Source organism: Pseudonocardia adelaidensis, from assembly GCF_039543345.1.
Taxonomy (GTDB): domain Bacteria; phylum Actinomycetota; class Actinomycetes; order Mycobacteriales; family Pseudonocardiaceae; genus Pseudonocardia; species Pseudonocardia adelaidensis.
The window spans coordinates 56897-83838 of sequence record NZ_BAABJO010000005.1 but is presented as its reverse complement, the minus strand read 5'-3'; the positions used below and the strand labels follow the sequence as shown (position 1 = coordinate 83838).

Below are 26942 nucleotides of genomic sequence, written 5' to 3'. Positions count from 1 at the left end.
AGTTGGTGTGCGACCGCAAGGCCTGCGCGGCGCACCCCGACCGGCCGGCGTCCGAAGCGGGAGCCGCTCAGGCCCGCGCGGGGGTCCGCTCCAGGCGCTGCTCGGCCTCCGCCCACGCGCGCTCGTCGCCCTGCGGTTCGTAGCGCGTGAGCGGCTGCGTCGCGCGCAGCAGGGCGCGCAAGGCCGCGAGGTCGCCGTGCAGCGCCCCCAGGGCGCGGGCCTGCACCAGGACGTTCCCCATCGCCGTGGCCTCCACCGGGCCGGCGACGACGGGCAGGCCGCAGGCGTCGGCCGTGAGCTGGCAGAGCAGGGCGTTGCGCGAGCCGCCGCCCACGACGTGCACGACGTCGACCTCCCGGCCGGACAGAGCCACGGCCTGGCGCACCACGCGCCGGTGGGCGAGCGCGAGGCTCTCCAGGACGCAGCGGACGGTGGCACCCCGGCTCGGGGGCGGGTCCTGGCCGAGCCTGCGGCACGCGTCGGCGATGCGCTCGGGCATGCGGTCGGGCGCCAGGAACTCGGGAGCACCCGCGTCGACGACCGCGGCGAAGGCCGGCGCGGCGGCAGCCTCGTCGAGCACGGTGATCAGGTCGGTGTCCGGCCAGGCGCGCAGGCACTCCTGCAGCAGCCACAGGCCCATCACGTTGCGCAGGTAGCGCACGGTGCCGTCGACGCCCAGCTCGTTGGAGAAGTTGGCGGCGCGGCTGGCCTCCGTGAGCACCGGCGCGGGCAGCTCCACCCCGACCAGCGACCACGTGCCGCAGGAGATGAACGCGAACCGCTCCCCCTCGGCCGGCACGCCCACCACCGCGGACGCCGTGTCGTGCGAACCCACCGCGATCACCGGCACGGGGCCGGTGAGGCCGGTGTCGGCGAGCACGTGCGGCGAGACGTCCCCGATCCGCTCCCCCGCCTCGACGAGCGGCGCGAACAGGGCCGGGTCGATGCCCACCCGCCGGGCGACGCCGTCCGACCACGTCCGCGCCGCGACGTCCAGCAGCCCGGTGGTGGACGCGTTGGTCACCTCGGCGCGGCGGGTGCCGGTGAGCCAGTACGCGAGCAGGTCCGGCAGCAGGAGCAGCTGCTTGGCGGCGGCCAGCTGCGGGGTGCCGAGCGCCGCCACCAGCTGGTAGATCGTGTTGATCGGCATCACCTGCACGCCGGTGGCCGCGTACAGGTCGGCGGGCGGGACGATCCCGTTGACCCGCTCGGCCACCCCGTCGGTGCGGGCGTCGCGGTGGTGCACGGGGTTGCCGAGCAGGGCGCCGGTGGCGTCGAGCAGGCCGTAGTCGACGCCCCACGAGTCGATGCCCACCGCGTCCAGCTCGGGGCCAGCAGCGCGCAGGCCGTCCAGAACGCCCCGGTACAGGGCGAGCAGGTCCCAGTGCAGCGTGTCCCGCAGCCGCACGGGCCCGTTGGGGAACCGCGCGACCTCGGTGAGCTCCAGCCGGTCGGGGCCGACCTCGGCGGCCATCACCCGGCCACTGGACGCTCCCAGGTCGACGGCGGCGACCCTCACACCCGCACCTGCACGAACTCGAGCCCGAGCAGCTCGGCCACGGCCTTCAGCTCGGCGGCGCGGTGGCCGGTGCCGAGCGCCCAGTGGTGGTCGACGCCCGACGCGCTCCAGGCGTCGGTCCACTCGCCGGGATCGCAGCCGAAGTCGACCCGGGACGTCGTGTTGCCGATCTTCAGCAGCGGGCCGGGCACGACGGTGCCCTCCGACGCCACCATCACGTACCGGCCGTCGCGGCGCTGCCCGATCCCGAACGTCGTGACCGGGCCCTGCTTCACGTCGAACTCGACGGACACGCCCCAGCCCCGCTTGCCGTGGTAGACGCCGAGGCCGCGCAGCAGCGGCCGGCGGGAGCTGATCGCCAGGTGGGCCGGGCCGTCGTGGCCCATCTCCACCACGTCGTCGGAAAAGTTCAGCGCCTGCAGCTCGGTGAACGAGCCGCCCGCGCCGAGCCGGTCCATCACCAGCATGGCGATGGAGTTGCGCAGCTCGTACTCCCCCGCCGCCGGCACGCCGCGGGCGGTGAGCAGCGAGGCTCCGAGGATCATGCCGGCGCCGAGCTTCTCGTGCTGCTCACCGTTCAGGCCGCGGTGGTAGTAGGCGAGCGAGTCGAGCGCGAAGTCGTCGACGAGCCGGTCGAGGCCCACCGACACGCGCGCGCCCCAGGCGAGGTCGTCCGGGTTGACCGTGTCGTCGAAGTCGAAGACCTCCTGCGCGAGCGCCACCCGCTCGCCGACCTGCGCGTCGGTGACGTCCTCCACCCGCACCCGCAGGTCGTCCAACTCGAGCACCTCGACGTGCCCGCCCAGCTGGGTGGACACGGACGTGAGGTCGGTGGAGACGTCGAGCATCCCCGGGTAGAGGTGGCCCATCAGCCCGTGCCGGCCGTGCCGCAGCGCCCCGCGCACGCCCGCCGCCTTGACCCAGCGCCCGATGCGCGCCCAGGCGCGCTCGTCCTCGAGGTAGCCCGACACCGACCGGAAGTCCACGCCCGCGCGCTCGAACGCGTTGGCCATCTCCGGCAGCGGGCAGGCGCCGCAGTAGGCGAGCCACGCGCCGGTGTCGAACGTCTCGTGGTCCATCTTCTCGGTGGGCTGCAGGTTGATCAGCAGCACCGGCGCCCCGCTGCGCTGCGCCACGGGCAGCAGCATCGACGCCGTCATGTACGTCGTGAGGAAGCCGACGATCAGGTCGCAGCCCGCGACGCGCAGCTTCTCCGCCGCGACCGCGCCCTCCGGGGCGTCGGAGATGAAGCCGACGTCCACCACGTCGATGTCGCCCACCTGCCGCAGCCGCTCCGACACCCGCGCCGCCGAGCGCTGCAGCTGCGGGAGCAGGTCGGGGAACTGCGGCCAGTACGCGCCCAGCCCGCCGGCGACGAGGCCCACGGTGGTCCGGCGGGACGTGACGCGGCGCAGGGCGGACCCGCGCGCCTCGGCGACGGTGGTCATCGGCTCCTCCTCGAGTCGGTCGAGCTGGGGGTCGTGAGTGGATACGAGGGTGGGAGCACTCGTATCCACTCACGGGTGCGTCAGCGCAGGAAGGCCGCCGCCACGCCGGCGTCGACCGGGATGTGCAGGCCGGTGGTGTGGGTGAGGTCGCCGCCCGTCAGCGCGAAGACCGCAGCCGCGACGTGCTCGGGCAGCACCTCCCGCTTGAGCAGCGTGCGCTGGGCGTAGAACTTGCCCAGCTCCTCCTCCGGCACGCCGTAGACGGCTGCGCGCTGCGCACCCCAGCCGCCCGCGAAGATCCCCGAGCCGCGCACCACGCCGTCCGGGTTGACGCCGTTGACCTTGATGCCGTGCTCGCCGAGCTCCGCCGCGAGCAGCCGCACCTGGTGGGCCTGGTCGGCCTTCGCCGCGCCGTACGCCACGTTGTTGGGCCCGGCGAACACGCCGTTCTTGCTGGAGATGTAGACGATGTCGCCGCCCATCGCCTGCGCGATCATCGCCTTCGCCGCGGCGCGGGAGACGAGGAACGAACCCTTCGCCATGACGTCGTGCTGCAGGTCCCAGTCGGCCTCGGTGGTCTCCAGCAGCGGCTTGGAGATCGACAGGCCGGCGTTGTTGACCACCAGGTCGACGCCGCCGAAGGCGAGCGCGGTGGCGTCGATTGCCGCGGCGACGGCCTCGGCGTCGGTGACGTCGACGGTGACCGGCACCGCGACGTCCGTGGAGCCCAGCTCGGCGGCGACGGCGGCGGCCGCGTCCCCGTCCCGGTCGGCCACGACGACGCAGGCACCCTCGGTGGCCAGCCGGTGGGCGATCGCCTTGCCGATGCCGGACCCGCCGCCGGTGACGAACGCGATCCGGGTTGCGAGGGGCTTGGGCTTGGGCATCCGCTGGAGCTTGGCCTCCTCGAGGGCCCAGTACTCGATGCGGAACTTCTCCGACTCGGGGATCGGCGCGTAGGTCGAGACGGCCTCGGCGCCGCGCATCACGTTGATCGCGTTGACGTAGAACTCGCCGGCCACGCGTGCGGTCTGCTTGTTGGCCCCGAAGCTGAACATGCCGACGCCGGGGACGAGCACGATCGCCGGGTCGGCGCCGCGCATGGGCGGGCTGTCCGCGGTGGCGTGGCGCTCGTAGTAGGCGCGGTAGTCGTCGCGGTAGGCGGCGTGCAGCTCCTCCAGGCGCGCGATCGCCTCGTCGAGGGGCGCGGTGGCCGGCAGGTCGAGCACGAGCGGCGCGACCTTGGTGCGCAGGAAGTGGTCCGGGCAGCTCGTGCCGAGCGCGGCGAGCGGGGCCAGCTTCTCCCGGGACAGGAAGTCCAGGACGACATCCGAGTCGGTGAAGTGGCCGACCTGCCGCCGGTCGGTGGAGGCGAGCCCGCGGACGACGGGCGCGAGCGCGGCCGCGCGGGCCCGTCGCTCGTCCTCCGGAAGGGGTTCGAAACCGGGGCGCAGCGGGCCGAACGGCTCCGCCGCCCCCCGGGAGTCGATGTAGGCCTGGGCGGTGCGGATGATGTCGAGCGAGTTGCGCTCGCACTCCTCGCTGGTCGCGCCCCACGCCGTGATCCCGTGCCCGCCGAGGATCACGCCGATGGCCTGCGGGTTGGCCGCCTTGATCGCGGCGATGTCGAGGCCCAGCTGGAAGCCGGGGCGCCGCCACGGCACCCACAGCACCCGGTCGCCGAAGATCTCCTTCGTGAGCGCCTCGCCGTCCGCGGCCGCGGCGATCGCGATGCCGGCGTCCGGGTGCAGGTGGTCGACGTGGTCGGCCTCGACGAGCCCGTGCATCGCGGTGTCGATCGACGGCGCCGCGCCGCCCCTGCCGTGCAGGCAGAAGTCGAACGCGGCGACCATCTCGTCCTCGCGCTCCACGCCCGGGTAGACGTCGACGAGCGCCCGCATCCGGTCGAGCCGCAGCACGGCCAGGCCCTTCTCGGTGAGCGTCCCGAGATCACCCCCGGACCCCTTCACCCAGATCAGGTCGACCGGCTGCCCGGTGACCGGGTCGGTCTCGGAGCCCTTCGCCGAGGTGTTGCCCCCCGCGTAGTTGGTGGTGGTCGGGTCGGCCCCGAGCCGATTGCTCCGAGCGATGAGCTCCTGAACGACGGTCATGATCCCTTCCGGGGTCGAGGGGTGTCAGCAAAGCCACTTCCATGACGCCTGGCGTCAGTAAAGCCACTTTGCTGACACCAGGGCGAGGCCTACGCGCCCCAGCCTGCCTGCTCGCCGCCCACCCGCTCGGCCACGATCTTCTCGGCGTAGCCGGACCTCGCGTATGCGGCCGTCGGGTCGGGGTCGAGGCCCATCTCCTCGCGCAGCTCGCGCAGCAGCGGGCGGACGTCGGTGTTGTAGGCGTCCATCAGCACCGCGTTGGCGCCGAGCACGTCACCGGCCTGCTGCGCCGCGGCGAGCGCGTCGGCGTCGACGAGCAGCGCCTTGGCCGTGGCCTCCTGCACGTTGAGCACCGACCGGATGATCGCCGGGATCTTCGGCTCGATGTTGTGGCACTGGTCCAGCATGAACGCGATGCCGGCCTCCTCGCCCAGCGCGTCGGCGGAGACGATCTCGTGCATGATCCGGAACAGCTGGAACGGGTCGGCCGCGCCGACCATGAGGTCGTCGTCGGCGTAGAAGCGGGAGTTGAAGTCGAACGCGCCGAGCTTCCCGGCCCGCAGCAGGAACGCCACGATGAACTCGATGTTGGTGCCCGGGGCGTGGTGGCCGGTGTCGATGCAGACGGTGGCCTTGGGGCCGAGCTCGATGCAGTGGGCGTACGAGGTGCCCCAGTCCGGCACGTCGGTGGTGTAGAACGCCGGCTCGAAGAGCTTGTACTCCAGCAGCATCCGCTGGTGGTCACCGAGCCGGGCGTACACCTCGGAGAGCGCCTCGGCGAGCCGGTCCTGGCGGGCGCGGATCGAGTCCTGCCCCGGGTAGTTGGTGCCGTCGGAGAACCAGAGCTTCAGGTCCCGCGAGCCGGTGGCGTCCATGATGTCGACGCACTCGAGCAGGTGGTCGGTGGCCTTGCGGCGCACGCCCGCGTCCGGGTTGGTGACGGAGCCGAGCTTGTAGTCGTCGTCCTGGAAGACGTTGGCGTTGATCGCCCCGATCCCGACGCCCTGGTCGGCGGCGTACTTCGCGAGCGCCGCGTAGTCGTCCACCTCGTCCCACGGGATGTGCAGCGCCACCGTGGGCGCCACGCCGGTCAGCCGGTGCACGACCGCCGCGTCGGCGATCTTCTCCTCGGGGTTGCGCGGTACCCCGGGCTGGGTGAACACCTTGAACCGCGTGCCGGAGTTGGCGTAGGCCCACGACGGGGTCTCGATGCGCTGCTGCCGCAGGGCAGCCCGGACGTCTCTCACCTGTCGTTCTCCGTTCGGGACAGCTGGTCCTCCAGGTGGAAGACCTCCTCGAGGACGAGGAACCCCTCGTCCGGGGCCCGGCCGTCGAGGCCGGTGAAGTACTGCGCCATCTCGGCCTGCCAGCGGGTGTTCACCTCGGTGTCGGCCATCGCGCGCTGCGCGGCGGCCAGGTCGTCGCACTCGACGTACCCCACGAGCAGCCCGTCATCGCGCACGTGCAGCGAGTAGTTCCGCCAGCCGGTGTCGCGCAGCGCCGCGAGCATCTCCGGCCACACCGCGCGGTGGCGCTCCTTGTACTCGTCCAAGCGGTCGGGCCGGACCTGGAGCAGGAAGCAGTACCGCAAGGTGTTCGGCCCTCCATGCGACGACGTCGGCGACGGAATGAAACCTTTCAATTCACTCTAGGGGTCGGCGCCGGGGGCGTCAACGGGGTCGCCGCCACGCACCCGCACGGAGCGACCGGCACTCCCGCTCGCTGGATGGTTGATTCCTGGGTTCTCAGTGGTCGAGGGCGATCGGGGGAGCGCTCGACGGCGGCGTCGTCACACGTGGTGCCGTCCGAGGTGCAGCGCGCGCACCGGATCGCCGATCAAGGCGAAATGGTGGCCGAATGATCTCCGGCAGCGACCATCCGCCCGTGGTCACCCCTGCGGAGCAACCATCTGCCCGTGATCGCCGCGCGCCGACCCCGCTGCGGGACCGCCTCCTGGCGGCGCCGCGCGGACCATCGGGCAGGCCCCGGCCTGCCCGCGGTGCTGCCCGTAGTGGCCGCAGAGGCTCGAAGGTCACGGGTCGCACCAGCGGCTGCGAGGGGCGGCCCCGCACACTGCGCGGCGCCGCCAGGAGGCCCGGAGAAGGACCCCAACGGTTGTGCCCACGGGGTGCGAGCGAATGCACCGTTCGGTCCATCGACGCGGCGAGGCGCGCGGGACGCCGCCCGCTCCATCGCGCGTCAAACTGGGATGATCTCAACTCGAGACGTGAAAATTGGGGCTTGTTGCCGGTCTGCACCGGCGCTAGCCTGCCGCCTTAATACGTTTCAACAGCCACGCCGTCGACGAGGACGAGGAGAGCCCATGGCCGCACCCGATGCCGTCGGGGTCGAGCCCGGTGGGGACGACACGACGATCAGCAGGCAGCAGTGGAAGTGGTCGGTGCTCGCCGCGATGGCGTCCTACCTCGACGCCGGCTCGATCGTGGCGCTGGGCGCCGGGCTCACGCTGTTCCAGTCGGAGCTGGGCCTCTCCAGCTTCGGGGTCGGCGCGCTCACGGCGATCGGGCCGAACGCCATCGGATGCGCGATCGGCGCGTTCGTCGGTGGGCGGCTCGGCGACAAGCTCGGTCGCAAGCGCATCTACAAGTGGGACCTGCTCGTCTACGCACTGGGCATCCTGCTGATCGCGTTCTCCGTGGACCCGGCGATGTTGTTCGCCGGCACGTTCATCGTCGGCCTGGCGGTGGGTGCGGACGTGCCCACCTCGCTCGCGCTCGTGGGCGAGTTCGCACCGGCGAAGGGCCGCGGCCGGCTCATCGGGCTCACGCAGGTGGCCTGGAGCCTCGGCCCGGTGGTCGTGCTGGTGCTGGCGCTCGTGCTGAGCCCGATCGGGCTGCTGGGCACGCGGATCGTGTTCATCCACCTCGCGATCGTGGCGCTCGTGACCTGGGCGTTGCGGCGCGGCATGGTCGAGTCGGCGCGCTGGACCGCGGCCTCGGGCCGCGCGCGGTCGATGGGCGACCAGGTGGCGGCGCTCTTCCGCGGGCCGAACCTGCGCGCGCTCGTGTGGACGGCGTCGATCTACACGTTCTGGGGGCTCGCCGCGGGCACCGCAGGCATCTTCACGCCGTACGTCGTCGAGACGCTCGGCGCGGGCACGCAGGCCGCCGGCATCGCCCTGTCCTGCGCCGGCTTCATCATCACGATCTTCTCGACCGTGTTCGTGTTCATGCGCTACAACGACCGCAGCTCCCGCACCCGGCGGATGATGTGGGGCATCGGCGCGTTGTTCCAGATCGCCGCGTACGCGATCTACCTCGTGCTGCCGTTCACGGTGCCGGTCGTGATCGCCAACATCGTGCTCTTCGGCATCGGCGCCTCGCTCGCGGGCGAGCCGACGTACAAGGTGTTCAGCCAGGAACTGTTCCCGACGATGCTGCGCGGCACCGCGCAGGGCTTCACGTTCGGCGTGGCCCGCACGCTGCTGGGCATCTGGTCGTTCTTCGTGCCGATCCTCGCGGCGGTGGAGATCGGGCCGGTCGCCCTGCTGCTCACGGCGTTCCTCCTGATCAGCGGGGTCATCGGGTTCTTCTGGATGCCCGACACCGTCGGCAAGTCGCTCGAACAGATCGAGGCCGAGCGGGCCGCGGCATGACGGCCGGGGTCGAGGACCTGCTCGCCCGGTTCACCGACCCCGGCCCGCAGTACGGCCCCCTGCCCATCTGGTGGTGGAGCGGCGCAACCGTCACCCGGGAGCGGCTGCGCTGGCAGATGGAGCAGCTCGTGGCGGGCGGCGTCCGGCAGGCCGTGGTGCTGTGCCTGGCACCGACCGGGCCGATGTTCGGTTCGGTGGCCGACGACCCGCCGTTCCTCTCCCCGGAGTGGCTGGAGCTGTTCGACGGCGCCTGCGCCGACGCCGAGGAGCTGGGCTTCACGCTCTGGCTCTACGACCAGATCGGCTTCTCCGGGGCCAACTTCCAGGGCCGCCTGGTCGCGGCCGAGCCGGCGTTCGCCGGGCAGGCGCTGTTCCGCACGGAGGCGGAGGGCACCGACGTCTCCGTCTCCGCCCCGGCCGGGCACGATGCGCTCGCCGCCTACGCGGTCCCCGCGGGTGGGGAGCGGGTCCCCGTCCCGCTGGCGGAGGGCGTCGCGCGCTGGGCGGGCGCACCGGCCCGCGTCACGCTCGTCCACGCCGGCACCAGCGGGTTCGACTACTTCTCCACCCGGGCCTGCGCCGCCCTGCTCGACCAGGTGCACGGCACCATGGAGAAGGCCGTCGGCCACTGGTTCGGCCGCAGCATCGGCGGCTTCTTCCAGGACGAGCTGCCGCCGATGCCGACGTGGGGCCACGACTTCGCCGCGACCTTCGAGCAGGAGCACGGCTACGACCTGCTCCCCCGGCTCTGGGCGCTCTGGGAGCAGGACCCCTCCCCCGAGGCCGCCCGGGTGCGCCGCGACTACCACGCCCACCGCGCCACGCTGGCCCGCCGCGGCTTCTTCGACCAGCACGACGCGTGGTTCGCCGAGCGCGGGCTCGTCTGCGGGTTCGACCAGGCCTCGCCGGCCCGGGAGGGCGACCCGGTCGGCGGCGTGCACACCTACGGCGACTACCTCGGCCTGCACCGCGGCTACGGCGCCCCCGGTAGCGACCACTGGGGCGACGCCAAGGTCCACAGCTCGCTGGCCCACGCCAACGGGCACGAGCGCACCTGGATCGAGGCGTTCCACTCCTCCGGCTGGGGCGGCACGCTGGAGGAGACCTACGACTGGCTCTCGGCGTTCCTGCGCCGCGGTGCCACGCTCTACGACCCGCACGCCGTCTACTACTCCACCGTCGGCGGCTGGTGGGAGTGGGCGCCGCCGTCCACCTGCTGGCGCCAGCCGTACTGGCCCTCCTACCCGGTGTTCGCCACGGCGGTGGCGCGGCTCTGCTCGGTGCTCACCGCAGGAACGCACGTCGCCGACGTGCTGCTGCTCTCCCCCACCACCACCGCGCAGGCCCACGTCACCCTCGCCGGGCCGCTCCCGGACGCCGAGCGGGTCAACCGTGTGTTCCGCGAGCTCAACGGCGTGAACTCGTGGCTCTCCGAGCGGTGCGGGGTCTTGGAGCGGGCCGGGATCGACCACGACGCCCTCGACGAGGCCACCCTCGCCACCGGCGAGGTGCTCGCGGACACGCTGCGCATCGGCGCCGAGGTCTACCGCACCCTCGTGCTGCCCGCCGTGTCCGCGCTGCACGCCGATGCCGCGGAGCGGCTGCTGGAGTTCGCCGCCGCGGGCGGGCGGGTGCTCTGCGTGGAGCGGGCGCCGGAGCTGTTCCCCGGCGGCGACGCGGGCGTCGGGGAGCGGTTCGCGGCGGCCGTCGCCGACGGGACGATCGCCGTGGTCGCCACCGCGCAGGACGCGCCGGCCGCGGTGCGGCACGGCCCGGTGCGCGTGCAGGCCGACGCCCCGTTCCTGTTGCGGCGCCACGGCGACGCGCACGTGCTCGCCCTCACCGCCCACGACGAGCACACCGGCACCGAGGCACCGATCCTCGACCTGCACGGGTCCTGGCTGGAGAGCGGCTTCACCTGGCAGGGCTACAACGACGCGCTGCGCACCACCGGCTACCGGTTCCGCGTGGCCGGCGACCGGGTCGCGCGGGTGCGGGTGACGGGGATCGAGCGGCCGCGGGCGCAGAGCTGGTCGCCGGGCACGGGCCGGCGCACCGAGCTGGAGGTCTCGGCCGCGCCGGACGGGGCGTGGGAGCTCGCCGTGCCCTTCGACGACGGCGCCGTGGCCCTCGTCGTCCTCGGTTCGGAGCTCCCGGACGCCACCGCGGAGCCGCTGAATCCGCTGCTGGACACGATTCCGCTCGACGGGCCGTGGCGGGTGCGCCCCGAGTCCACGCTGGACAACCGGTGGGGCGACCTCGCCGCCGCCGACCGCCCCGGAACCCTCCCGATCGAGGCATGGCGCCTGGAACACGCGCGAGACGGCGGGGACTGGACGCCGGTCACGGCGGGGTTCGGGCCGTTCGCGGAGGTCCGCGGGCCGGGGGCGGGGTGGCGGCCCGCCGAGTGGTCGCTCGCGCGCGGCATCCGCGACGACCCCGCGCACGCCGAGACCCTCGGGCCCAAGGGCCACGTGCCGGAGGAGTTCCTGGACTGGCGGCACGTCCGCGTCGGCGAACGGGTGGCCGTGCGGACCCACCTGCCCCTTCCGGACCGGCCGGGGCTCCTGCTCGCCGTGGGGGCGGGGGCGCCCCGGCGCGTGCTGGTGGACGGCGCCGAGGTGCCGGTCGACGGCACCGGGCACCTGACGTTCAGCCCCCTTCCGGCCGGCCGCACCGTGGCCGTCGAGATCGAGCTGACCGCCGAGCGCAACGGCCCGCTGCGCGCGTCGTTCGCCGTGGTGGCCGACGCCGCGGCGTACCGGCGTCCGGAGTGGATGCTCCCGGCCGGGCAGGTCGTGGTGGGCGAGTCCGCCGACCTCGTCCTCGACCTCCCGCTCGACGCTGTTCCCGCGGACGCGCGGGTGCACGTGGGCTCGGACGGGGCGTGCCGCGTGCTCGTCAACGGCGCAGAGGTCGGCCGCCAGGGCGACTTCCAGCCGTACCCCGGCCACCGCGAGGTCCGCGTGCACGCCTACGACATCCGACCGCACCTGCGCGCCGGTGCCAACGAGCTCGTCCTGCGCGTGACCAACCAGGGCGGCGAGCCGACCGCCGCCACCCTCGACTCCCCGGACCTCGGCGTGTGCAGCGGGCCCGGCTGGACCGCCCGGCGGGACGGCGCCGCGGTGCCGCTCGAGCTGCGCCGCAGGCACCCCGGCGATCCCGCGTTCGTGTGCGCGGTCCCGCGGCCCCACCCGCTGCCCGGAGCGGACTGGCTCGACCCGGCAGCGGGCGGGCGGGGCGTGGTGCTCCCGGTCGTGCCGGACATCGCGCCCGGCCCCGAGCGCACCGAACGGCTGCGGCTGCGCGTCCCGCCGGGAACGGTGGCGCTGCGGGTCCCGACACCGCTGCCCGTGGTGGCGGAGGTGGACGGCACGGAGATCACCCCGGTCGACGGGGTCCTCCGGCTCCCCGCGCACGACGGCCCCGACGTGCTGCTCCGCCTCAAAGCTCGCGACGGCAGGCGCGGCGGTGCGCTGCTGGACGGTCCCGTCGAGCTGGAGGTCACCGAGGCCGAGACGCCGCTCGTGCCGTGGGAGGAGCTGGGCCTGCGCGCGCTGGGCGGGCACGTGACCTACCGGGCCACCGCGGTGGTGCCGGAGGGCGGGCGCAGCGTGCTCGACCTCGGTGAGGTGCGCGGCACCGCCGACGTCCGCGTGAACGGCAGCCTCGCCGCCCGGCTGGTGTGGGGGCCGTGGCGCGCCGAGCTCACCGGGCACCTGCGACCCGGCGAGAACGAGATCGAGGTCGTCGTGCGCGGCACCCTGGCCGGGTACCTCGACGACGCGTCCCCCACGGCCGGCGTCTACGCGGGGCAGGTCCGGACCGGGTTGCTCGGGCCGGTCGTGTTGCACCGGTACGGGGGGTCTCGATGACCGATCCGCCGCGGGTGGCGGGGCCATGACCTCGAGAGCACTAGACTCGATCCGTTCCAGCGGTCTCGGGAGGCGACAGCGGTGACGGCGGGGACGGGCCCACGGGGCGCCCCGAGCATGAAGGACGTGGCGCTGCGCGCCGGCGTCTCGCTCGGCACCGTGTCGAACGTCCTCAACCGGCCGGAGCTGGTCAGCGAGGGCACCCGGCAGCGGGTGCGGACCGCGATCGCCGAGCTGGGGTTCGTGCGCAACGAGTCGGCGCGCCAGTTGCGCGGCGGGGGCAGCCGCACACTCGCCTACGTCGTGCTGGACACGTCCAACCCGTTCTTCACCGACGTGGCCGAGGGCGTGCAGGAGGCAGCGGACGGCGCGGGGCTCGCGCTCTTCCTCTGCAACAGCGCCGAGAGCAGCGACCGCCAGGCGAGCTTCCTCGACCTGCTCGAGCAGCAACGCGTGGAGGGCGTGCTGATCACGCCGGTCGACGCGGCCGACCCGCGCCTCGGTGCGCTCGCGGGCCGCGGCACGCCGGTGGTGATCGTGGACCGCGGCGCGGGCCCGGACGGCTGCTCGGTGACCGTCGACGACGTGCTCGGCGGCGACCTCGCCGTCACGCACCTCCTCGAGACGGGCCACCGGCGGATCGCGTTCGTCGGCGGCCCGCGGGCGATCGGGCAGGTCGCCGACCGGATCGCCGGCGCCGAGAAGGCGGCCGCCCGCTCGCCCGGCGCCGACCTCGTGATCATGGAGACGGCGGCGCTCAACGTCGCCGAGGGCCGCCGGGCCGGGGAGCGGATCGCCGGGATGCCCGCGGCGCGCCGCCCCACGGCGGCGTTCTGCGCCAACGACCTCGTCGCGCTCGGGCTGCTGCAGCAGATGGTGCGCCTCGGCCTCCGCGTGCCCGACGACCTCGCGATCGTCGGTTACGACGACATCGAGTTCGCCGAGGCCGCGGCCGTGCCGCTGACGTCGGTGAGCCAGCCCCGGCAGTTGCTGGGCCGGACCGCGGCCACGTTGCTCCTCGAGGAGGCCCGGGCGCCGGAGGACCACCAGCACCAGCAGGTGGTCTTCGCCCCCGAGCTCGTGGTGCGCGCCTCCACCCGCCTGCGCCCGGCCAGCAGGCCCGCGTGACGGGGACCGCCCGGCCGGGATGATCACTTTCCCGGGACCCGCGTCGAGGGGCCCAGGGCCTATCGGTACCGTCTGGCTCCACCGATTGGGGGAAGGGGTCGACGATGGCGTGGTGGTCGCGCGAGGGACGCGATCGTGGATCCGCCCGCCAACGCGGCCCGGAGGACGTCGCCGCGCTCGCCGCGCGCAACGCTGACGGCGTCAGCTACTTCGCGGTGGGGCGGGTGTCCGAGGCCGTGCCCCGGTTCGAGGACGCCCACGAGGGGTGCATCGGCTCGCTCGGCGGCGACCACCCGCACACGCTCACGGTGGCAGGCAACCTCGCCGCCGCGCTCGTGGCCGCCGGTGACCGGCGCGGGCTGGAGCTGATGGCCGCGAACCTCACCGACCGCGTGCGCGTGTTCGGCGCCGACGACCCGCGCACGCTCACGGCCGCCGACGCCCTGGCCTCGGCCTACCGCCTGGCCGGGCGGGCCGATGAGGCGGTCGAGCTGTCGACGCGCGTCACCGCCGACCGCCGCCGGATCCTCGGGCCCACCCATCCCGACACGCTCGTCTCCCGGATGGGGATGGCCCTCGCCCGCGCCGCCGCGGGGGACGTCGTGTCGGCGCTCACCCTGCTCGAGGTCACGCTGCACGACTCGGAGCAGGCCCACGGCCCCCGCCACGCGCACACGATCGCCCTGCGCGCGAACGCCGCGGGCTGCCTCGCCGCGCTCGGCCGCTCCGACGAGGCCGTCGCGCTGTTCCGGCAGGCCTTCGCGGACTCGTCCGCGCTGCTCGGTGCGAACCACCCCGACACCGTCGCGCTGCACGACGAGCTGCTGAGCGTGCTTCAGGACGGGGAACCGCGCAACGCCGCGAGCAGCTCGGCCTCGACCTCGGCGAACCGCGTCGAGGTGATCAGCTCGACCTGACGGGGGCGCGGCAGGTCCACCACCACCTCCCGCCGCACCCGCGTGGGCCGCGGCCCGAGCACCACCACCCGGTCGGACAGGAACGCCGCCTCGCGGATGTCGTGGGTGATCAGCAGGACGGTCCACTTGAAGCCGGCGCGGACCTCCTCCAGCCAGGTCTGCATGTCGGTGCGGGTGAGCGAGTCCAGCGCGCCGAACGGCTCGTCGAGCAGCAGCACGGCCCGGTCCTGCACGACGGTGCGCAACAGCGCGGCCCGCTGGCGCATCCCGCCCGACAGCTCGTGCGGCCGCGCCGACTCGAACCCCTCGAGGCCGAACGGCGCGAAGAGCGCGCGGGCCCGCTCCCGCGCGGCGCGCCGCGGCACCCCGGCCACCTCGAGGCCGAGCGTCGTGTTGTCCAGCACCGTGCGCCACGGGAACAGCAGGTCGCGCTGCGGCATGTAGGCGACGTGGTCGACGCGCCCGGTGGCGTCGGCACCGTCCACCAGCACGCGCCCGGCATCCGGCGTCTCCAGCCCGGCGATCACGTTGAACAGCGTGGACTTGCCGCAGCCGCTCGGCCCGATCACCGAGACGAACTCGCCGGGCGCCACGTCGAACTCCACCCCGTCCAGCACGGGGAGTGGGCCCGGGAACGACTTGTGCAAGCCGTCCACCACGAGCTTCACGTCAGCCACGGCGCCACCACGGGATCACGAGCCGCTCCACGGCGTAGGTCAGCAGGAACAGCGCCACCGACAGCAGCGCCGTGACCAGCACGGCCGCGAGCACGAGGTCGGTGCGGAAGGAGTTCTTCTGGACGCTCATGAAGATGCCCAGCCCGGCCGTCGCGCCCACGTACTCGGCGAAGATCGCGCCGGTGACGGCGTAGGTGATCCCGATGCGCAGCGCCGTGAAGAACCGGGGCATGGCGCCGGGCAGCCGCACGTAGCGGAACTGCTGCCAGCGCGAGGCGCCCATGCTGCGCAGCAGGCTGGTGGCCTGCCGGTCGGTGGCGGCGAACCCCTCGACGAGCCCGACCGTGATCGGGAAGAACGTCACGAGGGCGATCACCACGACCTTCGGGAACAGCCCGAACCCGAACCAGATGATCAGCAGCGGGGCGATCGCGATGATCGGAAGCGTCTGCGAGGCGACGAGCAGCGGCGTGAGGGCGCGGCGCAGCCACGGCGAGAAGTCCACCGCCACCGCGATCGCCCAGCCAAGCGCCAGCGACACCGCGAACCCGACCGCGGTGACCTGCACCGTCGGCAGCGTGTTCGCCCAGATCTGGTCGCGGAACGCCCAGCCCTGCTCCAGCACCCGCAGGGGCGAGGGCAACACCTGCGGGCGCACCGCCGCCGCGGTGACGGCCCACTGCCACGCCACGAGCCCCGCCACGACGAGCACCAGCGGCGGCAGCACCCGCGGCAACACCCGCGAGTCAGGCCGGCGGCGCGACGTAGTCATCGCTGAACCAGGTGGTGAAGTCCGGGCGTTGGGTGAGCGGGGCCCCGTCCGGTCCGGTCAGCGCCCCCGTGCCGAACACCCAGCCCGAGTACCCCGTCCACTTCTCGAGCGTCTGGGTGCCCACCCGGCCGTTCTCGTCGCGCAGGAACCGGTCGGCGAGCATCTCCTGGCTGCGCCGGACGAGGTCCGGTTCGGTGAACGTGCCGGGGTTGGCGTCGATCAGGAGCTGGGCCGCGCGGTCCGGGTCGTCGGCCGCGAGCTGGTAGCCGCGCTGCGCCGCCTGCACGAACTTCGCCGCGAGGTCGGGGTGGGCCTGCAGCCATGGCGAGTTGCCGATGAGCAGCACGTTGTAGGCGTCCGGGAACCCGTAGTCGGTGTAGGAGAACGTCTTGAGCGGCTGCCCGCGCATCTCCGCCTCGATGCCCTCCCATGCGACGAACGGCTCCGTGAAGTCGACCTGCCCCGCGTAGAGCGCCTCGTACGCGGCGGTGCCGAGGACGACCGTCCGGAACGTGCCCGTGCCGCCCGCGTCCCGGATCACCGCGCGCATCTTGGGCTCCTCGTACGCCGCGCCGAAGCCGCCGTAGGTCTTGCCGTCGAGGTCCTTCGGCGACGTGATGTCGGCCCGGTCGGCCCGCACCGCGATCTGCGTGGCCCAGTGCTGCAGCACGGCCATCACGGAGGTGATGTCCGCGCCCGCCGCCTTCGAGAACGTGAAGGAGTCCTGGAAGCTGATGCCGAACTCCGCGGCGCCGGAGGAGACGAGCGTGTCCGGAGAGGTGTTGTTGTACGGCAGGAACTGCACGTCGAGGCCCGCCTCGCGGAACCAGCCCTCCTGCTGGGCCACGAACAGGCCGGTGTGGTTGGTGTTCGGCGTCCAGTCGAGTGCCACGCGGATCGGCTGCGGCCCGCTCCCGCTGCCGCAGCCGGCCAGCACCAGTGCCAGCACGGCCGACAGGGCCGCCAGCGCTCGGGCACGTACGGGTTTCACCAGTTCCTCCCTACGCCGGTACTAACCGGGTCAGGTACGAACGGTCAGCGGCCGGTCCTGCCGCCCTCTCAGCCTCGGAACGCGAGGCTCCCGTGGGGTCGGCACGACAATACGTCGTACCGCCCGATCGTGCGCACCCCGCCGCTCTCAGCGCGCCGCACGTTCCCGCTGGAACGCCCGTTCCCGCTGGAATACCGTGAACAGGAACAGCAACGACGGCACCAGGAGCAGGGCCCCGAACCCGAGGACCCACAGCACCGTGGAGAGCACCGCGGGGTCTCCGGCCGCCGCGGCGACCGTCAGCCCGGGCAGCACGGTCGGGTACTGCGCGACACCCCACCCCCAGAGCACCGCGGTGACGGCCAGCGCGGCGGTCAGCCGGACGAGCACGTAGCGGCGGGCGACCAGCAGCCCGAGCGACGCGACGCCGGCGAGCACGCTGACCACGGCAACCGGGAGCGCCGGACCCGTCAGCCCGGCGAAGAGGCCGGGCGCGTCCGCGTGGACGACCACCAGCGCGGCGATCGTCGCGATGCCGACGAGCACGCCGGTGCCGAGCGCCCGCATGCGGAAGCCCTCGGTGAGCCGCTCCCGCCCGGCCCGCCGGGCGTCGGCGCACAGGTAGACGGCGGCGAGGTAGGCCGTCGTCCCGACGGCGAGCACGCCTGCGGTGACCGACGTCGGGTTCCACCAGCTGCCCATCACGTCGCCCGCGCCGATCCGCGCCGGCACGCGCCCGGACGCGACGGCACCGACGGTGGTGCCGAGGAAGAACGGCGTGACCAGCGAGGAGAAGGCGAACGCGGCACCGTACGCGCGCTGCAGCGCGAGCTCCTCGCTCGCCTTGCGGAACGCGAAGGCGGCTCCTCGGGCGATGATGCCCAGCGCCGCGAGGGTGAGCGGGATGTAGAGGGTGGCGGCGAACGGGGCGAACGCCGCCGGGAACGCCGTCCAGAACAGCGTGATCACGAAGATCAGCCACACGTGGTTGGCCTCCCAGACCGGGCCGATCGAGTGCTCGATCAGGTCGCGCTGCGGCCTGCCGCGCTCGGTGCCGCCCGCGAGCAGGTCCCACAGGCCGGCCCCGAAGTCGGCGCCGCCGAGCAGCGCGTACAGGGTGAGCCCGACCCAGAGGATCGCGAGCAGCGCGTCCGCCGCGCTCACCGCTCGGCCTCGCCGGGGCGCCGTGACGCGGGACGCTGTGATACCGGGAGCTGTGACACCGGTTCTCCCGCACGCTCCTGGGGCGCCACCGGACCGCGGCGGGCCAGCCGCCGCAGCACCGTCACCGTCGCGACCGTCAGCACCGCGTAGACGGCCAGCACCATCAGCAGACCGGCCACGAGCCCGGGGTGCGGGTTGACCGCGTCACGGGTGAGGAGCACGCCGTAGACGACCCACGGCTGGCGGCCGACCTCGGTGACCACCCACCCGGCCTCGAGGGCGAGCGCCGCAGCCGGCCCGGCGAGCACGGCGGCGCGCAGGAACCACGGCGATCCGGGCAGGTCCCGGCGCCGCCACCAGCTCCCCGCCTGCCACGCGCCGAGCGCGACCAGCGCGAACCCGATCCCGACCATGAGCTGGAAGCTCAGGTGCACGACGTTGACCGGCGGCCGCAGGTCCGGCGCGGCCTGGTCGAGGCCGAGCACCACCGCGTCCGGATCCCAGTGCGCCAGCAACGAGAGCGCGTTCGGGATCTCCAGCGCATAGCGCAGCTCTCCGCCGGTGTAGATCCCGCCGAGCGAGAGGGGCGCCCCGGCCGTGGTCTCGGAGAGCCCCTCGATCGCCGCGAGCTTGAGCGCCTGGTTGTCGGCGATGAAGTGCGCCGCCCAGTCGCCGACCACCACCTGCACGGGGGCGAGCACGGCCGCGACGGTGAACGGGACGAGGAAGCCGAGCCGGTGGTGGCGGTCCCGGCGGCCCCGCAGCAGCCCGACGGCGTAGACCGAGGCCATGCCGAACCCGGTGACCATGAACGCGGCGACGATCATGTGGACGGTCTGCGGGGGCGTCGCGGGGTTGAACATCGCCCCCCACGGCCGCACACCGGTCACCCGGCCGTCGACGAGGTCGAAGCCCCGCGGCTGGTTCATCCACGCGTTCGCCGTGACGACGAAGAAGGCCGAGGCCACCCCCGCCACGAGCACCGGCACGCCGGTGAGCACGTGGATGCGCGGCGGCAGCCGGTCCCAGGCGTACAGCCAGATCCCCAGGAAGATCGCCTCGATGAAGAAGGCGAACCCCTCCAGCGCGAAGGGCAGCCCGATCACGTCGCCGAAGGTTCCCATCAGGCCGGGCCACAGCAGCCCCATCTCGAAGCTGAGGATGGTGCCCGACACCGCACCGACCGCGAACAGCACACCCATGGAGCGGGCCCAGGTGCGGGCGAGCCCCTCCCACGCCGGGTCCCCGGTCCGCAGCCCTCGCCACTCCGCGAAGACGGCGAGGCCGGGCATGCCCACGCCGAAGCAGGCGATCACGATGTGCCACCCCAGCGAGAACCCCATCTGCGTGCGCGCAGCCACGAGGTCTCCCGGGGTCGCGGCCACCACGACCCATTCCGTAGCGCCCACGCACCACCCCCGGTCGTCGGGGCAGGGCTACCCGCGGAACTCCGCGCCGCACCATTGCGTTTGGGCTGGTGGAACGGCAGTGCCGGTTATCACAGTCGCCGCCTCTCCGCAGCGACGCGCGATCGCTCGCCGCGCGCAACGCCGTGACCTGCGGAAATCGCGCCGAGGCCACCGGCCCTCGGACCCGGTGCTACTCCGAATCTGAGACGATCTCAGGGGCCGTTGAGATAAGGTTGATCTCGTAGGGGTTCCACCGGCGATCAGCCGGTCAGCGGTAGGAGAAACGACCGATCTCGACTCCCGGAAACGGGAGCCGTCCGGCGGGGGCGCAACACCGGACGACTTCAGCGGGAGCTGGCACCGGCCGCACCGAGGATCGGTTGACCCGCACCGATGCGCTCGAGCACCCGTCGCCCACGGGGTGTTCGAGCATGCCCGCGTGCCGGTCCGCGACGACCGGGGCGGGTTCGAACCATCCGTGCGGACGGCGCCGTCCGCCGCTCCGCCACACCGTATCCAGATCCGAGGTGGATCTTGCTCGTCCTCGGATCGCCATCAGCAGGGGGGACATTTCCGTGAAGAGCAGGATTTTCATCATGGGTTCCGGTGTCGTGGGCGCCGCAACCGGTGAAGGTTTCCTGAAGGCCGGCCACGACGTCACGTTCGTCGACATCAACGAGGTGCGGGTCCGCGAGCTGCGCGACCGCGGCTGGGACGCCCGCACCGCGATCGACCTGGCCGGCGAGCCGGAGTCGTTGATCTTCCTGACGCTGCCGACGCCGAACGACGGGCACCGCTACGACCTGTCGGCGTTCACCGCGGGCACCGCGGCCGTGGGTCGCGCGATCGCGGGCGCGTCGGCGAAGCACATCGTGGTCGTGCGTTCCACCGTGCCCCCGGGCACCACCGAGGGCCTGGTCAAGACCACCCTGGAGGAGAACTCCGGGATGGTCGCGAACGAGGGCTTCGGGCTGGCGTCGAACCCGGAGTTCCTGCGCGCGGTCTCCGCGGCCGAGGACTTCGCCAACCCGTGGATGACCATCATCGCCAGCCGCGACCCGCGGAACGTGGAGCGGCTGCGCGCCGTGCTCTCCCCGTTCGGTGGCGAGCTGCGCACCTTCACCGACCCGGCCGAGGCCGAGTTCATCAAGTGCGCGCACAACATCTTCAACGCCACCAAGATCAGCTTCTGGAACGAGATGTGGCTGGTCGCCCAGAAGCTCGGCCTGGACCTGGACCCGATCGCCGCCACCGTCGCCCGCTCCGCCGAAGGCTCGATCAACCCCGAGTACGGCATCCGCGGCGGCGCCCCCTACGGCGGGGTGTGCCTGCCCAAGGACACCCAGGGCTTCCTCGGCTTCGCCGACACCGTCGGGGTGGACATGCCGCTGCTCTCGGCCGTGGTCGAGGTCAACGACCGGCTCGCCGCGATCGTCGAGCACGAGGTCGAGCAGGCGGCGCACGCCGCCGCCGGTGACCTCCGCGAGCAGAGCAGGGCCACCGGGGAGCGCAAGTCGGCATGAACCTGCCGGTCTACTACTACGTGCTGGGCACCCCGCTGGGCGTGCTCGGCCTGATCCGCTGGGGTGCGTGGTTGGTGCGGCGCATCCCCGCGGTGCTGTACAAGCCGGTGATCAACACCCACCGGCTGCCGCTGTCCATCGTGGTGCCGGTCTACCAGGAAGACCCGAAGATCTTCGCGGCGGCGATCGAGTCGTGGCTGGCCAACGACGTCGAGGAGGTCATCCTCGTCATCGACGCCTCCGACACCACCTGCCAGGACGTCGCCAGCCGCTACCCGGTCACCGTCGTCATCACCGACGTCCCGGGCAAGCGCGACGCGCTGCGCCGCGGGTGGCGAGCCGCCCGCACGGAGCTGGTCGCCCTCGTCGACTCCGACACGATCTGGGCCCAGGACGTGGCCACCGAGGTGGCCAAGCCGTTCGCCGACCCGCGGATCGGCGGGGTGGGCACCCGCCAGTCGGTCTACGGGTCGAAGGGGTTCCTCGCCCGGATCACGGACATGTTCCTCGACCACCGCTACTTCGACGAGAACGCCAGCCAGAGCCTGCTGGGCAAGGCCGTCTCCTGTCTGTCCGGGCGCACCGCGGTCTACCGGCGCGAGCTGCTGCTGGAGATCGAGGACGACTTCATGAACGAGACGTTCTGGGGTGTCCAGTCGCTCTCCGGTGACGACAAGCGGCTGACCACGCTGATCCTGGAGCGCGGGCACCTCACCTACATGCAGCGCACCGCCGAGGTGTGGTCCACGTTCCCGGACCGCTGGCGCATCTTCTTCCGCCAGCGGCTGCGCTGGGCCCGCAACACATGGCGCTCGGACCTGCGGGCGCTGTCGAAGCCCTGGGTGTGGCGCCACCCGTTCCTCGCCTACACCATGATCGACAAGGGCATCTCGAGCTTCACGCTGCTGCTCGGGCCCACCGCGATGGTGATCGCGCTCATCACCCAGAACTGGATCCTCGCGGGCGTGCTGCTGCTCTGGTGGCAGATCAGCCGCGCGGCCAAGCTCGCCCCACACATCCGCCGCCGCCCGTCCAGCTTCTTCTTCGTGCTGGGCTACGTGGCCGTCTCCTGGCTGATGGCGATCATCAAGATCACGGCGCTGGTCACCATCCGCAAGCAGGCCTGGCTCACCCGCCAGGTCGCGGTCGAGAACGGCGAGGTCGTGCGCACCACCGTCGGCGACCACACCGACGACGACCACCACGACAACGTCATCCCCCTCCGGAGGGCTGCTGCATGAACACCGGCACCACCAGTACGCGGTGGGTCGGACGCATCCTCGCGGCGGGCATGACCACCGCCATCGGCCTCGGGCTCACGGCGGGCACGGCGATGGCCGTCCCGGTGGCCCGTCCGGTGGCGGTGGTCCAACCCACCCAGGTGATCACCCCTGACACCGCCGCCTCGGTGCGCAGGGCGTGGGAGTCCCGCGGCCGCCCGCACCACATGGCGGTCGTGCGCGACTACCGCATCGACCTGGCCACCGACGGCCGCGTCACGCGCCAGGTCGGCCGTGCCAGCGGCACGGTCACCATCGCCGACCTCGACCGCGCCCTGCCGTCGGACTGGCTGAAGGTCACCGACGGCACCGCGACGCTCGACGCCACCCTCGTCCTCACCCCGCGCGTCGCGCTCCAGCTGGGCGGCTCCGGCAGCCCCGTGCACACCGTGGCGCTCGCCGGCGGGGCCACCCAGGCCGACGCCGCCTCGATCCACACCGGCAGCGGCCGCCTCGCCATCAACGGGATCACCGTCACGTCCGTCGACCCCGCCACCGGGCAGCCGCTCCCGCCCGAGGCGAAGGGTCGCCCGACGATCGTCGCCTCGGGCGGCGGCCGGCTCGACATCACTGACGCCACGATCAACGATCTCGGCGCCGTGTCCGACGGCACCCCCGGGGCCGACGACGACGGCAACGCGGCCGTGGAGTTCCACAAGGGCAGCACCGGATCGCTCGTGCGCAGCACGGTGGCGCGCGGCAGCACCGGGGTGCAGCTGTCCCACTCGGAAGGCGTGCAGATCGACCAGCTCACGGTGTCCGACTCGGCCGAGGACGGGCTCGTGCTGGCCGGTGACGAGGGCACCACGATGAGCGGGATCCGGGCCACCGGCAACGGCGAGAACGGCGTGCTGGTGTCCGGTGCGAGCGGCGGTCGCCCGATCAACGGCATCAGCACGAACGCCAACGGCGCCTTCGGCGTCGCGGTGGTCGGCGAGAACGGCACGCAGATCTCGGCGGTCGACACCACGGCCGACCAGGCCGGCGGGCTGCGGATCTCCCGCTCCACCGGCATCACGGTCACCGGCTACACGGCCACCGACCAGCGGCTGGGCGTGTTCACCCACGTCCACAGCTCCGGGATCGTGCTGGACGGGATCCAGACCACCGGCGGCACCCGCGGGCTGGTGGTCGAGAAGAGCACCAGCGGCCTCCAGGCCAGGAACTCCACGTTCAGCGGCGCCCGCGTCGCAGGAGTGGCCGTCAACGGCAACGACATCACGCTCGACGACGTCCACGTGTACGACTCCCGCTCGGCCGTGCGGGTCGACCGCGGCGCCCACGACATCCGCCTCACCGGGCTCACCGTCGAGGGCGGCCGCGACGGGCTCGTCACCGCAGCCGGCACGTCCGGGCTCGTCGTCACCGACCTCGCCGTCAACGGGGTCGAGTCCGACGGCGTGCGCAGCTTCACCCCGGACGCCCGCATCACGGGCGCCCAGATCACCGGCGGCGGCACGGGGCTGGACCTCGCGGCCGGTGCCACGGTCACGAACTCGACGATCACGGCCGCCAGGGAGGGGATCCGCTCCCGTTCCCCGGAGCAGGTCTACGCGTCCGGGATCACGGTCGACACCACCGAGCTCGGGGTCAACAGCGCCCAGGGAAGCCCGTTCACGCTCGTCGACTCCAACGTGCACGCGCTGGAGTCGGTGCGCGGCGTGGTCACCCAGCAGGGCGCCAACGACCTCAGCCTGCCGCCGCTCAACCTGCTGGGCGCGGTCGGCGTCCCGCTGATCCTGCTGGCCGTGGTGCTGGAGGAGCTGCACACGTTCCGCCAGCGCCGGCTCGGCGGCGCCACCCGGCGCCGCCGCCCGCCCCTTCCGATGGAGGCGTTGTGACTACCTGGCGCCGCGCCGTGCAGGCGCTCGTCACCGGCGCCGTCGCGGCCGTACTCGTGGCCGGTTGCGGCACGGCCGCACCGGCGCCGCTGGAGCGCCGGGACGTCCCGGCGCCCGCCGCGTCCGATCCGGCGCAGCCGTGCGTGCGGGAGGCCCCGGCCGCCGACGCGCCGGCACCCGCAGCGCCCACCGGGCTCGACGTCCGGTTCGACCGGGCGACCAACGTGATCGACCTCGTCGCCGGCACCGGCGTCACGCTGCCGGCGATCGCCGCGGCCGTCGGTGACCCCGCGGCCCTGCGCGAGGTGAACCCCGGCGAGTGGCAGCTCGGCGCCGACCTCGCCGTGCGCGGTGGGGCCGAGCTGCAGATCAGCGCGCCGCAGGTCCGGTGGCTCAAGCTCGCGAGCGCCCCGGGCCGGTTCGTGTCGGTCGAGGCGCTCGGCGGGAAGCTCGACATCACCGGCTCCTGCGTCACGTCGTGGGACGAGGGCACGGGCAGCGTGGACACCGGCTTCGACGACGGCCGCAGCTTCCTGCTCGCCCGGGACGGCGCCCAGATGACGATCTCCCACGCCGAGCTGCACTACCTGGGCCACGGCGACGTGGAGGCGTACGGGCTGTCCTGGCGCACCGCGGGCACCGGCGGGTCGATCACCGACAGCGTCGTGTCGCACCTCTACTACGGGCTCTACACCTACGAGGTGAGCGGCCTGTCCGTGCTCGACAACGAGTTCCGCGACAACGTCCTGTACGGGATCGACCCGCACACCGGGTCGACGAAGCTTTCCATCGAGCGCAACGTCGTGCACGACAACGGCAAGCACGGGATCATCCTCGCCGAGGACTGCACCGACAGCGTGATCCGCGACAACGTGGTGTACCGCAACGCCCACCACGGGATCGTGCTGTACCTGCGTTCGGACCGGAACCTCGTCGAGGGCAACCAGTCGTTCGGCAACAACGCCCAGGGCATCAACATCAACGAGTCGGGCGCCAACACGCTGCGCGGCAACGAGGTGTACGACAACGGCGAGACCGGCGTCGGGGTCACGCAGCTCGCCGAGGGCAACGTCGTGGAGGGAAACCAGCTCCGCGGCAACCAGCAGGACGGCCTGCGCGTGGTGAGCGAGTCGACCGGCACCGCCGTGCACGACAACGTCATCGCGGAGAACGCCCGGTACGGCGTGTACGTCGACACCAGCGGCGCCGTCGACCTCACCGGGAACACGATCACCGAGAACCGCTCGGGGATCATGTCCACCGGCGACCCGGTGGCCCCGGACAGCGCCAACGAGGTGAGCGGCAACACCGACGCCGACGTGGTGGCGGACAGGGGGTAGCGCCCCGGCCGATCAGGGCGGGGTCAGCGCCGGGGCCGGCCCCGGGATCCGGTGCGCCTACCGCTGGGTCCGACCACGCGGAGGCATGGGATCGGCGATCACCACCACAAGGGCGAGCACGGCGCCATCGAGCCCTCACCCCGGCCCGGGCACCCGCGCGGCCCGGCCGGCGTACGCCACCCCGGTGGCCCGGAGCAGGGTGAGCGCCTCCTCGGAGGGGGGACCCGGCCGGCGTCGTGCAGACGACCAGCGACTGGCCCGGCGAACGGGCGATCGCCAGCGTCTGCTGCGTCACCGTCACCCTCCCCACGACGGGGTGGTGCAGCTCGTAGGACGCGGCGTCGCACGGCGCCACCCGGTGGTCGGCCCACAGCGCGACGAACTCGGGGCTCTTCATCGTCAGCTCGCCGATCAGCGCCGCGAGCAGCGGGTCCTCGGGTACCGGCCGACCGCGATCCGCAGGTAGCCGACGACCGCGCGCGCCTTGCGCTCCCAGTCCGCGTACAGCTCCCGGCAGTGCGGATCGAGGAACAGCATCCGGCTCGTGTTCGGCCGCCGGGCCGGGTCGTCGGGGCTGTCCGGATCCAGGTGCCCAGCGGTCAGGGCGTGCCCCAGCTCGTTCCACGCGAGCACGTCCGTACGCCGGCCCAGTACGAGCGCGGGGACGGCGTCGACGGCACGCAGGATCCCGCGTCTCGTCGGCGGGCCGCTCGGGCCGTGGCCTGCGCACCCGGGGCGCCCGGCGGGAGGCCTCGGCCAGCCGCCCGAGGTGCTCGCGCTCGTGGTCGTCGAGCCGCAGGGCGCGGGCGACGGCTTCCAGGACCTCTGCCGAGGCGCCGCGTGAGAGGCCCTGCTCGAGGCGCGTGTAGTACGAGACGCTGACGCCTGCCAGCTGGGCGAGCTCCTCGCGGCGCAGCCCGCCACCGAGCGGCCCGGCCCGGGGCCACACCTGGCGAGCTGCGCTCGGCGCTGCTCGGGGAGGCGCTGTTCGGGGCCGGCACCGCGCGGATGGCCGCGGCACACGCGCAGCTGTCCGGCGGCCGCACCCACGTCTACTCGTTCGGGTACCGCTCGACGGCCCTCGGCGGCAGGCTCGGTGCCGCCCACACCGTCGAGCTGCCGTTCGTCTTCGACCTCGCCCACGAGTCGTGGCTGCACGGGGAGAGCGGTCTGCTCGGCCCCGACCCCGTCCCCACCGGGCTCGCCGGGCGGGTGCACGGGGCGTGGGTCGCGTTCGCCACGACCGGCGACCCGGGCTGGCCCGCCTACGACCCGCATCGACCGGTGGTGGAGGTGTTGCCAGGCCGGACGTCCTGACCGTCCCGATC

Annotated in this window: 18 protein-coding genes, 3 pseudogenes and 1 riboswitch; of the genes and pseudogenes, 9 read left to right on the top strand and 12 right to left on the bottom strand. The window is 73.2% G+C overall.

From position 1 onward, the window contains the following. Positions 1-67: 67 nt before the first annotated feature. From ABEA81_RS07835 to ABEA81_RS07815, 5 genes are all read right to left on the bottom strand, one after another. Complete coding sequence (locus ABEA81_RS07835) at positions 68-1519, bottom strand: rhamnulokinase (RefSeq protein WP_345604165.1); 1452 nt, start codon at positions 1517-1519, stop codon at positions 68-70. Beyond that, the gene (locus ABEA81_RS07830; protein WP_345604164.1) at positions 1516-2967 is read right to left on the bottom strand and encodes an L-fucose/L-arabinose isomerase family protein; all 1452 of its coding nucleotides are present in this window, start codon (positions 2965-2967) and stop codon (positions 1516-1518) included. Before ABEA81_RS07830 ends, ABEA81_RS07835 begins: the two co-directional genes overlap by 4 nt. Positions 2968-3047: 80 nt before the next feature. Further along, positions 3048-5078, bottom strand: coding sequence for a bifunctional aldolase/short-chain dehydrogenase (locus tag ABEA81_RS07825; protein WP_345604163.1), 2031 nt, complete (start codon positions 5076-5078; stop codon positions 3048-3050). A gap of 89 nt (positions 5079-5167) precedes the next feature. Beyond that, entirely contained in the window at positions 5168-6325 is a 1158-nt protein-coding gene (rhaI, locus tag ABEA81_RS07820) for an L-rhamnose isomerase (RefSeq protein ID WP_345604162.1), read from the bottom strand. Continuing rightward, positions 6322-6669 (bottom strand): L-rhamnose mutarotase, encoded by a 348-nt coding sequence (locus ABEA81_RS07815; RefSeq protein WP_345604161.1) that lies wholly within the window; start codon positions 6667-6669, stop codon positions 6322-6324. The genes rhaI and ABEA81_RS07815 overlap by 4 nt, the downstream gene beginning before the upstream one ends. Positions 6670-7401: 732 nt before the next feature. On the opposite strand from ABEA81_RS07815, the gene ABEA81_RS07810 reads away from it, so the two are divergent. The 4 genes from ABEA81_RS07810 (at position 7402) to ABEA81_RS07795 (ending at position 14617) form a co-directional block, all read left to right on the top strand. After that, on the top strand, positions 7402-8694 hold the full coding sequence (locus tag ABEA81_RS07810) for an MFS transporter (RefSeq protein ID WP_345604160.1): 1293 nt from the start codon (positions 7402-7404) through the stop codon (positions 8692-8694). Further along, positions 8691-12572, top strand: a complete 3882-nt coding sequence (locus ABEA81_RS07805; RefSeq protein ID WP_345604159.1) for a hypothetical protein — start codon at positions 8691-8693, stop codon at positions 12570-12572. Before ABEA81_RS07810 ends, ABEA81_RS07805 begins: the two co-directional genes overlap by 4 nt. Before the next feature lie 117 nt (positions 12573-12689). Beyond that, positions 12690-13700: a LacI family DNA-binding transcriptional regulator gene (locus tag ABEA81_RS07800; protein WP_345604419.1), complete on the top strand. Its 1011-nt coding sequence runs from the start codon at positions 12690-12692 to the stop codon at positions 13698-13700. Positions 13701-13804: 104 nt separating this feature from the next. Then, a complete protein-coding gene (locus tag ABEA81_RS07795; protein ID WP_345604158.1) occupies positions 13805-14617 on the top strand; it encodes a tetratricopeptide repeat protein in 813 nt (270 codons plus the stop codon). Here ABEA81_RS07795 and ABEA81_RS07790 read toward each other — a convergent pair. The 5 genes from ABEA81_RS07790 to ABEA81_RS07770 all read right to left on the bottom strand — a co-directional run bounded on the left by ABEA81_RS07790 (position 14536) and on the right by ABEA81_RS07770 (position 19630). Beyond that, positions 14536-15294: an ABC transporter ATP-binding protein gene (locus tag ABEA81_RS07790; protein WP_345604157.1), complete on the bottom strand. Its 759-nt coding sequence runs from the start codon at positions 15292-15294 to the stop codon at positions 14536-14538. The genes ABEA81_RS07795 and ABEA81_RS07790 overlap by 82 nt on opposite strands. Then, positions 15287-16066, bottom strand: coding sequence for an ABC transporter permease (locus ABEA81_RS07785; protein WP_345604156.1), 780 nt, complete (start codon positions 16064-16066; stop codon positions 15287-15289). The genes ABEA81_RS07790 and ABEA81_RS07785 overlap by 8 nt, the downstream gene beginning before the upstream one ends. Continuing rightward, positions 16041-17057, bottom strand: coding sequence for an ABC transporter substrate-binding protein (locus ABEA81_RS07780; protein ID WP_345604155.1), 1017 nt, complete (start codon positions 17055-17057; stop codon positions 16041-16043). The genes ABEA81_RS07785 and ABEA81_RS07780 overlap by 26 nt, the downstream gene beginning before the upstream one ends. Beyond that, positions 17048-17161: riboswitch (TPP riboswitch) on the bottom strand. Its footprint overlaps the gene before it by 10 nt. 43 nt (positions 17162-17204) lie before the next feature. Continuing rightward, the gene (locus ABEA81_RS07775; RefSeq protein WP_345604154.1) at positions 17205-18221 is read right to left on the bottom strand and encodes a cytochrome d ubiquinol oxidase subunit II; all 1017 of its coding nucleotides are present in this window, start codon (positions 18219-18221) and stop codon (positions 17205-17207) included. After that, positions 18218-19630, bottom strand: coding sequence for a cytochrome ubiquinol oxidase subunit I (locus tag ABEA81_RS07770; RefSeq protein WP_345604153.1), 1413 nt, complete (start codon positions 19628-19630; stop codon positions 18218-18220). Before ABEA81_RS07770 ends, ABEA81_RS07775 begins: the two co-directional genes overlap by 4 nt. A gap of 596 nt (positions 19631-20226) precedes the next feature. Here ABEA81_RS07770 and ABEA81_RS07765 point away from each other — a divergent pair. The 4 genes from ABEA81_RS07765 to ABEA81_RS07750 are packed head-to-tail and all read left to right on the top strand — an operon-like array spanning position 20227 to position 25614. Next, a complete protein-coding gene (locus ABEA81_RS07765) occupies positions 20227-21153 on the top strand; it encodes a hypothetical protein (RefSeq protein WP_345604152.1) in 927 nt (308 codons plus the stop codon). Next, the gene (locus tag ABEA81_RS07760; RefSeq protein WP_345604151.1) at positions 21150-22394 is read left to right on the top strand and encodes a glycosyltransferase; all 1245 of its coding nucleotides are present in this window, start codon (positions 21150-21152) and stop codon (positions 22392-22394) included. The genes ABEA81_RS07765 and ABEA81_RS07760 overlap by 4 nt, the downstream gene beginning before the upstream one ends. Positions 22395-22444: 50 nt before the next feature. Continuing rightward, complete coding sequence (locus tag ABEA81_RS07755) at positions 22445-24274, top strand: right-handed parallel beta-helix repeat-containing protein (RefSeq protein WP_345604150.1); 1830 nt, start codon at positions 22445-22447, stop codon at positions 24272-24274. Next, complete coding sequence (locus ABEA81_RS07750; protein WP_345604149.1) at positions 24271-25614, top strand: right-handed parallel beta-helix repeat-containing protein; 1344 nt, start codon at positions 24271-24273, stop codon at positions 25612-25614. Before ABEA81_RS07755 ends, ABEA81_RS07750 begins: the two co-directional genes overlap by 4 nt. On the opposite strand, the pseudogene ABEA81_RS42585 reads toward ABEA81_RS07750, so the two are convergent. Continuing rightward, a pseudogene (locus ABEA81_RS42585) lies at positions 25526-26265 on the bottom strand (MmyB family transcriptional regulator). The gene ABEA81_RS07750 and the pseudogene ABEA81_RS42585 overlap by 89 nt on opposite strands. Positions 26266-26440: 175 nt before the next feature. Further along, positions 26441-26563, bottom strand: a pseudogene (locus ABEA81_RS42580) (helix-turn-helix domain-containing protein); the annotation flags it as partial. Here ABEA81_RS42580 and ABEA81_RS07740 point away from each other — a divergent pair. Then, positions 26542-26931, top strand: a pseudogene (locus ABEA81_RS07740) (carboxylesterase/lipase family protein); the annotation flags it as partial. The pseudogenes ABEA81_RS42580 and ABEA81_RS07740 overlap by 22 nt on opposite strands. Positions 26932-26942 lie beyond the last annotated feature (11 nt).